General features: G+C 70.8%; 6 protein-coding genes. 2 read left to right on the forward strand and 4 right to left on the reverse strand.

Annotated features, from left to right (window positions below; translation table 11 throughout):
- Positions 1–37: 37 nt before the first annotated feature.
- The 4 genes from OHB21_RS08260 to OHB21_RS08275 form a co-directional block, all read right to left on the reverse strand.
- Positions 38–1,783, reverse strand: coding sequence for a fatty acyl-AMP ligase (locus OHB21_RS08260; RefSeq protein WP_195125030.1), 1,746 nt, complete (start codon positions 1,781–1,783; stop codon positions 38–40).
- Positions 1,784–1,816: 33 nt separating this feature from the next.
- Positions 1,817–7,288 carry a type I polyketide synthase gene (locus OHB21_RS08265; protein WP_195125031.1) on the reverse strand — a complete coding sequence of 1,824 codons (5,472 nt, stop codon included), beginning with the start codon at positions 7,286–7,288 and terminating at the stop codon, positions 1,817–1,819.
- Positions 7,285–7,563: an acyl carrier protein gene (locus OHB21_RS08270; RefSeq protein WP_067503025.1), complete on the reverse strand. Its 279-nt coding sequence runs from the start codon at positions 7,561–7,563 to the stop codon at positions 7,285–7,287. The genes OHB21_RS08265 and OHB21_RS08270 overlap by 4 nt, the downstream gene beginning before the upstream one ends.
- A 181-nt stretch (positions 7,564–7,744) precedes the next feature.
- The gene (locus tag OHB21_RS08275; protein WP_195125032.1) at positions 7,745–8,716 is read right to left on the reverse strand and encodes an NAD(P)H-dependent flavin oxidoreductase; all 972 of its coding nucleotides are present in this window, start codon (positions 8,714–8,716) and stop codon (positions 7,745–7,747) included.
- Positions 8,717–9,051: 335 nt separating this feature from the next.
- Between OHB21_RS08275 and fadD5 the strand changes: the two genes are divergently transcribed.
- On the forward strand, positions 9,052–10,623 hold the full coding sequence (gene fadD5 / locus OHB21_RS08280; protein ID WP_067503028.1) for a fatty-acid--CoA ligase FadD5: 1,572 nt from the start codon (positions 9,052–9,054) through the stop codon (positions 10,621–10,623).
- A gap of 163 nt (positions 10,624–10,786) precedes the next feature.
- Positions 10,787–11,581, forward strand: a complete 795-nt coding sequence (locus tag OHB21_RS08285; protein WP_147265830.1) for a hypothetical protein — start codon at positions 10,787–10,789, stop codon at positions 11,579–11,581.
- The last annotated feature ends 12 nt before the right edge of the window (positions 11,582–11,593 follow it).

Below are 11,593 nucleotides of genomic sequence, written 5' to 3' on the forward strand. Positions count from 1 at the left end.
CCCGGCGGACTCGACGTGATCGGCTTGCGCGCGCACCTCACCCGGCGGGTGGCACCTTCCCCACGGCGAGCAGTCGCGGCAGCGTGCCGCTGTTGTAGAGCCTGCGGCATTCGGTGCGGCGGAGTTTCCCGCTGGAGGTTTTGGGGATGCGTCCGGGTTCGACCAGGACGACGGAGCCGGGCATGACTTCGTGGGCGGTGGCGACGGCGCCGCGGATGCGGCGGGCGATATCGGTGAGCACGGCGGATTCGGCCGTGTCGGTGGCGAGTTCGGCGATGACGACCAGGTCTTCGCGCTGCCCGTCGTCGGTGCCGAACGCGGTGATGTGGCCGGGCCGGATCTCGGGGGCGGCGGAGGCGACCGTGGATTCGATGTCGGCGGGGTAGTGGTTGCGGCCGTCGATGACGATGAGATCCTTCAGTCGCCCGGCCACATAGAGCTGCCCGTCGTGCCAGAAGCCGAGATCGCCTGTCCGCAACCATCTTTCGGTGCGTCCGGTGAGGGTGGCGGCGAACGTCTCGACCGTGGCGGCCGGGTTGGCGTGGTAGCCGCCGCACACGTTCGGCCCCGACACCCAGATCTCGCCGACGGTCCCCGCCGCGACTTCGGTGCGGTCGGCGGGATCGACGACGGCCACGTGCTGCCCCGCCGGCGCGCCACAGCCGACGAGCGGCAGCGCCGGAACGGAATCGTCGTCGGACGCGACGGCCCGGCCCTCGGTGAGGGCGCCGCGATCGAAGCGCTTCGTGACGGGCTCGGCATCCTGGACGGAAACCGTCACCGTGAGCGTGGCTTCCGCGAGCCCGTAGCCGGGTGTGTGCGCGTGGTGCCGGAATCCGCTGGGCGCGAAGGTCTCGGTGAATTCGGTCAGCACCTCGGCGCGCACCGGCTCGGCACCGTTGAACAGGACATCCAACCCGGAGAGGTCCAGTCCGGCGCGCTCCTCGGGCGTGGTCGCCGAAATAGCCAGGGCCAAGCCGAAATTCGGGCTGCCTGTCACGCCAGCCCGGTAGTCCGAGCAGGCCCGCAACCATCGGATCGGCCGTTTGACGAAATCCATGGGCGCCATCGTCACGCCGGGCACACACGAGTAGAGCGGCATGGACAGCGCCAGCACCAGGCCCATGTCGTGGAAGAACGGCAGCCAGGTGACGATCGGCCGGTCCCGGATCGCCGGGATCGCGCCCCACAGCTGCCCGAGCGCCGCCGCGAGGTGATCATGCCCGACCTCCACACCGGCGGGCGCCTTGGTGGACCCGGACGTGTATTGAAGGTAAGCCGGAAAAGACCCGATCGGATCGATCACAGGTGTGGTGGTGGACTGGGTGAGATCATCGGGTAGTCGCAGTATTTCGCCGAGCGCACGGCCAATCGCCGGTTCGGTGACCGTGTCCGCCGCCGACAGCAGGCTCACGGACGGTTCCGCGTCGGCGAGTACGCCGTCCAGCCGGTCGGTGTTCCGTGATCCCGAGACCGGAAAGAGCGGCACCGCGGTGCGATTCGCGTACAGGCAGCCGAGGAATGCCACCACGTAGTCGAGTCCGTGCGCCGTCAGTATCGCGACGCGATCACCCGGTGCGGTCGCAACCCGCAGCCGGTGCGCGACTTCGCCTGCCGCACGATGCAATTGGCCGTACGTGAGGGTGGTCGGCACGCATTTCGTTCCGCGATAGGCGAGTTCGGTGAACGCCGCGTCGTCGGCCCGGGTGCCTGCCCACACCGCCACCCGCTCGGCCAGCGTGTCCGATCGTGCCACGCCGGGCACCGCGCCGAATCCTGTCATGTCGCCTCACCACATTCCGTCACTGCGCCGACCTCACCGCTCGTCGCGCGCGGCGACCCGGTCGGTGAGCGCCGCCGCGAGCGCGGCGACGGTCGGATATTTGAAGACCTCCGCCGTCGAGAGCACGATCCCGAGCCGCTCCTCCAACCCCCGCCGCACCTCGATGGCGAGCAGTGAGCTGAGGCCCAGGTCGTTGAAATCGTCGTCCGGGCCGATGCGTTCGCTGGTCAGCTCCAGTGTGGCGGCCAGCACCCGGCGCACGGCGTCGGCGACGTCGCCGGTGGGGCGGCCGGAACCGGCCTCGGACCGAGAGTTTCCTGTGGACGGCTGTGGAGGAATCGGAGCGACGGGTTGCGGCTCGGTGGGAGAAAGCATTTCGCGCAGTCGTGCGGCCACGGGTGAGGAATCGTCCGTGGGCGTGTAATCCAGGGCGAGGAGGTAGGGCAGTCGGTAGCGGGAAACCTCGGTGAGCAGTGCGGAACCCCGGTCCGGGTCGAAGGGAGTGAGCCCGGCGCGCCGCAGATGGGTTGCCCCGCCCGCGCTTTCGGCCAGACCCGAGGCCCAGGCGCCCCAGCCGATGCTGGTGATCACGCCCTTGTGCGGGGTGTGGGCGATCGCGTCCATGGCCGCGTTCGCGGCGGCGTACGCGGCTTGGCCGGGCGCGCCGAACGCGCCGGTGGCGGAGGAGAACAGGAAGACGAAGTCGAGCGGATCGGTGGCGGTGAGCGCGAGCAGGTCGGCGGCCGCGGCCGGTTTGGGGGCGAACATGCGAGCCAGCTGGCCGGCGTCGACGGTGTCGAACGCGGCGTCCTCCAGCGCGCCCGCCGCGTGCACGATGCCGCGCAGGGTGGAACCGCATTCACGAATGTCCTCGAGCGCGTTGTCCAGATCGCTGCGGTCGGCGACATCGCAGCGCACCACCACCATGCGGTCCTCGAAGCCATCGAGCAGCGGCGGCACGGGGCGTGGGGATCTGGTGAACACCACCACGTCTCGCGCCCCGGAGTCGAGCAGCCAGCGCACGGCGACCGCGCCGAGCGCGCCGAGCCCACCCGTCACGACGTACGTGCCCGCCGGGTCGATCTCGATCGGCTCGGCATCCGGCGGCACCGGAACGAACCTGCGCACCGCACAGGTCCCCGCCCGCAACCGCACTTCCCCGGCCGGTGCGTTCCCGCGCACGATCAGCTCGGTGAGCAACGCCGTCGACCGAGCGTCCTCGTCGGACCACACCAGACGCACGTGCCGGCCCGACTCGAGCTGCAAGGTGCGCGTCAGTCCGGCGATCCCCTGCGCCACGACGCCCCCGCGCAGCGCGGATTCGGGCAGCACCACGGTGATCGACTCGATGATGGGACGGGCCCGCGCTCGTTGCAGCAATTCCAGCACCCGAGCCACCGGTGTGCGACCGTCCTGTTCCTCCGGCCAGACGACCACCAGGGCGGTGCGCTCGGAGGCGGGGCGTCCCAGCAATACCGATTCGAAGACGGCAGTCGCCGAATCCGGATCCCGGGCAAGGCGTTCCGTGGGTAAGGTGCGTTCGAGCGCACGGGCGATCTCCCGCGCCGGCCGCGATTCCCCCACGACCAGACCACGTTTCGGCACCGAGGGTGCCGAGCGACCGTGCCCGACGAGCGTGCTCTGCTGAGTCTCAGCGTCGGTTGGTACCGGTGTCCACGCTTCGGTGTAGAAGGGGCTCGCCGGGTGTGTCGCCTCCGGCGTGGTGCTCGGTGTCGCCCCAACCTGCGGGGAGGTGTCGGCGTGCGCGGCAGCGGCGCTCGGCGTGATGTCGAGGAGTGGCGACGTGTTTGGTGCGAGCCCGGCGCGTGGTGCGGTTCCGGTGTATGGCGTCGCGTTCGGTGACAGTCCGGGTCTCTGTCCTGTGCTGGTGCCTGGCGCTGCGCCAGGTGTCCGCTCGTGGCGTGGTGCGGTGGCGATGGGTGGTGCGGTTGGCGCGGTGCCGGTGTGTGGTCCGGTGCCGGGTATCGCCTTGCTGCGCGCCGTGCCGGATTGTGGTGCTGTGCCCGTTGCCGGCTCGTGGTACGCCACCGTGCCCGATGTCGTATCGCGGCGTTCGATGCGCTTCGCGATACGCCCCCCGTCCACGAACCGCACCTGGACGCCGAGGAACGCCAGCGCTGGCGCGCCGTGCTGGTCGGTGCCGATCACGTCGGCGGTGACGCCGTGCGGGGAGCGGGTGCGCAGGATGGCGTGGGCCTGGTGCAGGGTGTGCCCCGGTTCGGTGGAGATCCAAGCGGTGTCCATCGCGATGGGAAGCGGGAGCGCGTCGCCGGGAAGGTCGCCGGCTGCTGCGGCGAGCAGGTGCAAGCATCCGTCCAGCGGTGCGGCACTGTGTAATTCGGCGGCCTCGAGGTCGGCGAGTGCGGCGTCGGTGGTGGCGAAGAGGTGCGTCAGGGGCCGGAACCGTGGGCCGTACTCGAGGCCCCTATCGTGCAGCGCCGCATAGAAGTCGGTGCCGGAAATTTCTCGCATCCGGTGGCGGGCCGCGCGATTGGCGTCGACCGCGCGCATCCACGCGACGATATCGGCCGGTGTCGGCGACGGACCGGGGCGAGCGGCCGCCAGGACCGTACCGTCGGTGGTTTCCGCGCGGACGCTCGCACCGTCGAGTCGATGGACGACTGTCGGCAGCGCGGCGAGGTCGGTGCGCTCGTGGACGAAGAAGTCCGCGAGAGTGCCCGCGCCGCCGCGATGGGCGGTGTGCAGCAGTCGGCGGACCCAGTGCACGGCGGGCACCGTCGGAATGCCTTGCACCACATGGTCATCCAGTGGTTCGGCGCGATAGGGAAGGTGCGGCGCGCCCGGTTCCTCGATGCCGAGCAGGGGAAAACGATGGCGCCGCCAATGCCTTCGGACAGCGGGCCCGTCGAAGCGGCCGTGTACGGCCCAGTTCACCGCTCGCCCTTCGATATACAGGTGCGCTAGGCAGTCGAGGAGAGCTGCCGCCTCGTCGGTGCGGGCGGCGACCGGGTAGGCGCTCTCGCGGAAATCGGGGTGCTCGCGCGCGGCGGGCGTGAGGACGGGCTGCGGCGACAATTCGAGGACGGTCCCGAGCCCGTCGGCGGCGGCACTGTCGAGCGCGGCCGCGAGTTCGACTGTGCCGGAGACGTTGTCGGCCCAGTACTCGGCATCCATGGCCGCCGAGTCGAGTACCGCTCCGCGCCGCGCGGTCGAGTAGACCGGCACCCAGGGCGCCGCCGGCGTCAACCCTTCGAGCCCGGCCGTGAGTTCCGGTAGCACCTCCCCCACCTGCGGGCTGTGCGCCGCGAAATCGACCGCGATCCGTCGCGCGAACAACCCCCGCCTGCTCGCCCGGCGCACGAGCGTGTCGATATAGCGCGGCGTCCCCGAAACCACGACCGCCCGTGGACCGTTCACCGCCGCCACCGCGACGTGTTCACGCATCGGCGCCACCAGCCGATCGGCCTCCTCGGGCGTCGACTCCAGCAGGGCCATCGCCCCGCGCCCGTCGAGACGCGCCAGCACCCGGCTGCGCACCACAGCCACCCGCGCCGCCTCGGCCGTGCTCAACGCGCCGCTCACCGCCGCCGCGGCGACCTCACCCAGACTGTGCCCGGCCACAGCGTCGGGCCGCACGCCCCACGAGTCGAGCAGCCGGGCCAGCGCCACTTGGTACGCGAACAATGCTGGCTGCACCTGTTCGGTCGCCGCCCCCGCGCCCAGCCCGAACCCGCGGCGCGGCGTCCACACTCGCGGCCCACCCTGCGCCGCGATCGCATCGGATACCTCCGCCAGCGCCCCCGCGAACACCGGATACCGTGCCGCCAGCGCGCGACCCATCCGCGCGTGCTGCCCGCCTTGCCCCGAGAAGAGGAACAAGACCCCACCGCGCCGCCGACGGGTGACCGGCCCAAACACTGCGTTCGACGGCGAATCCTCCGCCAGTGCAAGCAATCCCGATACAGCCTCGTCGGCGGAACCGGCGACCACCGCCGCCCGCGCGTTCTCCGGAATCACCCGCGCGGTCGCCACCGCGAAGGAGCGCAAGGCCGTTGGTGGATCGTCCCCCGACGCCTGTGCGAATGCCGGGGACCGTTCGCTTCGCGCCGCGCGTGCGGGCGGCGACAGGGGGTTGCGCGCCGGATCGGGCTCGTCGGCGCGCCCGACCCCCACGCGCACCGGATCGAGCCGCGCCGCCAACTCCCGCGCATTCTCCCGCAACGCCCCCACGTCACGCCCCGTCACGGCGAGGACAACCGGCGACTCCTCCTGATCGAGCGCCCGCTCCGCGTACCCCCGCAACACGACGTGCGCGTTCGTCCCGCCGAACCCGAACGAACTCACCCCCGCCAGCCGGAGTTCGGGCGGCACCGCGCTCCAGTCGACGGGGCCGGTCGGAACGCGCAACCCGCGCTCCTCCAGCTTCAACAGCGGGTTGGGCGTCTCGAAGTGGATGGTCGGCGCGATCACGCCGTGGTACACCGACAACGCCGTCTTGATGAGCCCGGCGACCCCGGCCGCCGCTTCCAGGTGCCCGAGATTGGACTTCACCGACCCGATCCACACGCCCGAATCCTCCGGCAGCACGGACGCCAGCGCGCCGACCTCCACCGCGTCGCCCAGAGACGTTCCCGTGCCGTGGCATTCGAGGTACCCCGCCGCGCCCGGTTCCAGCCCGGCCCGCGACCAGGCGTCCAGCACCGTGCGGCTCTGTGCCCGCCCGTTCGGCGCGTACAGCCCGTTGGACCGGCCGTCCGAACCGACGGCGGCGCCGAGGATTTCGGCGTAGATCCGGTTCCCCTCGCGCTGAGCGTCTTCCGTGCGCTGCAACACGATCACACCGCACCCGTCGCTGCGCGTGTATCCGTCGGCGGTCGCATCGAAGGGTTTGCATCGCCCGTCGGGAGCGAGGAATCCACTGCGCGCCAAGTAATCCGAGGTGTGCGGCAGCAACGTCAGGTTCACCCCGCCCACCAGCGCGAACGGCACCGTCCCGTCGGCGAGCAGCCGCAGCGCCAGATCCACCGCCGCCAGCGACGACGAGCACGCGCTGTCCACCACCAGGCTCGGCCCGTGCAGGTCGAGGGCGTAGGAGAGGCGGTTGGCGATGATGCTCAGCGCCGACCCGGTCACCGCGTACGGCGCGTCCCGCTCGCCGCCGCTCAGCGTGGCGATGCCGTGGTCGTAGCCGCACGCGCCGAACACCACGGCCGCGTCGGAACCCTTGGTGCGGTAGCCGATTCCGGCGTCGTCCACCGCCTCCACCGCCACTTCCATGGCGAGTCGCTGCTGCGGGTCCATGGCCGCGGCCTCGCGGGCCGAGACGGCGAACCACTCGTTATCGAACCACTCGACATCGTCGAGATAGCCCGCCCGGCGGGTGAGCGGGCGGTTCGGCGGTGGGTCGCCCGTGGCATCGCGCCCGTCGAGCAACAGCCGCCAGTACGCGTCGAGGCCCGCCGCGCCGGGCACCCGGCACGCCATCCCGACGATGGCCACTGGAGGGGGTTCGGGGGTGGTCATCGCATCGCGAGGAACTCGGCCAGTTGTTCGATATCGGGGTGGTCGTAGAGCGCCGCGAGCGACACTTCCACGCCCATGGCGTCCTCGAGCTGCGCGGTGAGCCGGGCCAGTTGCAGCGAGCTCAGGCCGAGTTCGGCGAACGGCGTGGTGGTGGACACGTCGCCGGGGTCGACGCCGAGCAGCTCGGCGATGGCGGTGACGGCGGCCTCGGTGAGCACGATCCGGCGCCCGCGGACGTCGCCCGCGCTGTGCTCGTCGCGCCCGTTCGGCCGCATCGCGTCCTCCCTCCCCGCGCCCCGGCACGGTTCCCCCGCGATTATGCCGTACCCGAGAGCCTCGGCAAGCGGCCGTTTTCCGCTGGGCGACTGAGGGTTTCACGACACGCCGAGCACATCCGCACACCCTCGCGTGTCGGCCGAGCGACGACCTGCCGCCGACCCCGGCGACCGGCCGGGGTCAGGCGATCAGCTCGCCCAACCGCGCCCGGATCAGCTCCTCGGCCTCGCTCACCATCCGTTCGATGAGTTCGCCGCAACTCGGGATGTCGTGGATCAACCCCTGCGCCAGGCCCGCCGACCAGATGCCCGCGTCCAGGTCACCCTCGTCGAACACGCGGCGCCCGCGCGCGCCGGAGACGAGTTCGCGCACGTCCTCGAATGTGCCGCCCGCCTTCTCGATCTCGACCACCTTGCGGCTGATCTCGTTGTCCGCCACGCGGGCGGTGTTGCGCAGGGTGCGGAAGATCAGCTGGGTGTCGAGTTCGCTGTTGGCGACGATCTGCTCCTTGACCTTCTGGTCGATGCACGACTCCCGCGTGCACAGGAACCTGGTGCCCATGTTCACCCCGTCGGCGCCCAGCGCCATCGCCGCGACCAGCCCGCGCGCGTCGGCGATGCCGCCGGAGGCGATCATCGGGATGTCGAGCACGCGCGCGGCGGCGGGGATCAGGATGAGGCCGGGGATGTCGTCCTCGCCGGGGTGACCAGCGCATTCGAATCCGTCGATGCTCACGCCGTCGACGCCGATCTTCTGCGCCTTGAGCGCGTGCCGCACGCTGGTGCACTTGTGCAGCACCTTGATGCCGGCCTCGCGGTAGTACGGCAGGAACGGTTCGGGGTTGGAGCCGGCGGTCTCCACGATCTTGATGCCGCTGTCGATGATGGCCTCGACGTATTCGCCGTAGGGCGGCGGGTTGATGGAGGGCAGGATGGTCAGGTTCACGCCGAACGGCTTGTCGGTGAGCGCGCGGGTGCGGTCGATCTCGCGGCGCAGGTCGTCGGGGGTGGGCTGGGTGAGCGCGGTGAGGAAGCCGAGCGCGCCCGCCTCGGCCACGGCGGCGACGAGTTCGGCGCGGCCGACCCACATCATCCCGCCCTGCACGATCGGGTGCTCGACGCCGAATTCCTCGGTGAACCTGGTACGCAGCACGGTGCTCTCTCCTCAGCTCTCGCGGGCGTTCTGCTCCGCCCGCACGCCACCGATGGTGACACGGGAATCCTCCCGTGCTCAAGTCATAAGTAAGCGACGATTCACAGATTCGAGCAAACTGATGTGGCCGGAAATGCCTACAGTGTTCGGCAAATCACCTGGTAAAGACGAGTAGACAGGCCAAGAAGCCGAGAAGCTGGCCTGAACCGCCATTCTGCCCCGCATCCCTTGATGATCAATTAAGTTAGTTGGTATTCTCACCCACGTTCCGAGGCTCCGATGCGCGGCCGACCACGGTGGTCGACCCGGCGGCGGGCCCGAGAGGAGTAGGCGGCATGACCACCGGCGCGCAGGCGCTCGACGAGCCCATCAGGTCCCGGCGCAACCACTGGAACAACCAGATCGCCACCCACGCGCTCATGCGCCCCGACGCGGTGGCCCTGCGCTTCCGCGGCGCCGACACCACGTGGCGGCAACTGCACGAGCGCTCCCAGCGCTTCGCCGACGCCCTGGCCCGCCGCGGCGTCGGCTTCGGCGACCGGGTGCTGATCCTCGCGCTGAATCACCCCGAATACCTGGAAGCCGTGTTCGGCATCAACGCCCTCGGCGCGATCGCGGTGCCGGTCAACTTCCGGCTCACCCCGCCCGAGATCGCCTACATCGCCGCCGACAGCGGCGCGACGACCCTCGTCACCGACGCCCCGCTGCAACCGCTGGCCGCCGCCGTCCGCGCGCAGTCGCCCGCGCTGGCCACCTGTGTGGTGATCGGCGGCCAGTCGGCCGAGGACGTGGTCGCCTACGAGGACGCCCTCGCCGAGGACGGCGCACCGCACACGCCGCTCGACATCCCCGAGGACACGCCCGCCCTGATCATGTACACCTCGGGCACCACGGGCAGCCCGAAGGGCGCCGTGCTCTCCTACGCGAACATGAACGCCCAGGCGCTGACCTGCATCCGCGCCATGGACATCGGCCCCGACTCCATCGGCTTCTGTACCTCGCCGCTGTTCCACATCGCCGGATTGGGCAGTCTCGCACCGTATTTCCAGCTCGGCGGCAAGACCGTGCTGCATCCGCTGGGCGCCTTCGACGCCACCGAGTTCCTCGACGCGGTGGAGGCCGAGCGCGCCACCACCGCCTTCTGCGTGCCCGCGCAGTGGCAGCTCATCTGCGCCGAACCCACCGTCAAGCAGCGGGATCTGGCGCTGCGGATGCTGAGCTGGGGCGCCGCGCCCGCCTCCGACACGGTGCTGCGCGCGATGGCCGACTGCTTCCCCGACGCGCAGAACGTCGCGGTGTTCGGCCAGACCGAGATGTCGCCCATCACCTGCGTGCTCGAGGGCAAGGACGCGCTGCGCAAACTGGGCTCGGTGGGCAAGGTCGTCCCGACGATCCAGGCTCGCGTGGTGGACGACGGGATGAACGACGTGGCGCCCGGCGAGATCGGTGAAATCGTCTATCGCGGACCGACTCTCATGCAGGGCTACTGGAACAAGCCCGAGGCCACCGCCGAATCGTTCGCCGGCGGCTGGTTCCACTCCGGCGATCTGGTGCGCCAGGACGAGGAGGGCTTCGTCTGGGTGGTGGACCGCAAGAAGGACATGATCATCTCCGGCGGCGAGAACATCTACTGCGCCGAGGTGGAGAACGTCCTGTTCGCGCACCCGAAGATCCGCGAGGCCGCGGTGATCGGCCGCGCGCACGAGAAGTGGGGCGAGGTCCCGGTGGCCGTGGTCGCGCTCGCCGATCCCGAGGGCGACCTCACGCTCGCGGAGCTCGAGCCGTACCTGAACGAGAGCCTGGCCCGCTACAAGCATCCGAAGGATCTGGTGCTCGTGCCGGAACTGCCGCGCAACGCCAGCGGCAAAGTGGTGAAGGTGCAACTGCGCAAGGACCACGGCTCCTAGGTCTCCAGCGCCGCCCGGCCGCGTGCCGGGCGGCGCTGTGCCGGAAAGCGTCCCCCGGCCGCTCCCGCTGTGATTGAATTCCCCTGGCTACTTCTCGGCTACGTGTGAATCGTGCTGAAGCTGTTCGGCTTCGGCATTGTCGAACGAGGTCAGGAGCGAATTCGTGAATTCCAAGCGGTGTGCTGTCCTGGTCGGGCTGGCCGCGGTGGTGGTTGCCGGTGGCGCCGCCTGCGGTAGCGACGACGATTCCGAGAACGCGGCGCACGCCACGTCGACCACCACGTCGGCCACCGCGACCCCCACCAGCGCGCGCAAACTCGTGGGCCCGAGCGCCGCCCCGCTCCCACCGCCGAGTCCGACGCATCCGCCCGCCCCGGCGCCGACCCCGACCCCCGAACCGCTGGCCGACGTGAACTGCGGCCCGGTGACCGGGTCCAACGGCGCCACCGCCGACGTGATCGCGTTCGCCTCCGCGGCGGGTCGCGCGGGCTGTACCGAGGCGATCACCGTCGCCTCCGACTACGTGGGCGTGCCGCGCACGGGCGACGCCCAGACCGTCGACGGCTGGACGTGTGAACCGCAGCCCGACACCACGATTCCGCACATCTGCGTCAACCAGGGCCTCACCATCGGCCTGCGCGGCCAGGCCGGTCCGGCGACTCCGCCGCCGCCCGCGCCGACGCCGATCCGCACCGTCGACCCCGACCAGCCGCCCGCACCCGACCCCGGGCACAGCGTCGAGGACGTGAACTGCGGCCCGGTCACCGACGCGGGTGGCGGCACCCGCACCGTCATCGCGGTCGGCACCGCCGCCGGTCGAGTGGGCTGCACCGAGGCCATCGACGTCGCGACGGAATTCGTCAGCACCATCAGCGATTCCGACACGAGGACGGTGCGGGGCTGGCAGTGCGCCGCCGCGGGCTGCACCAAGGACGGCCTGACCATCGCGCTGAACTGAGCGACGCGCCTC

Origin of the sequence: Nocardia puris (genome assembly GCF_036051655.1) — a bacterium.
In the GTDB taxonomy this organism is placed as follows: domain Bacteria; phylum Actinomycetota; class Actinomycetes; order Mycobacteriales; family Mycobacteriaceae; genus Nocardia; species Nocardia puris.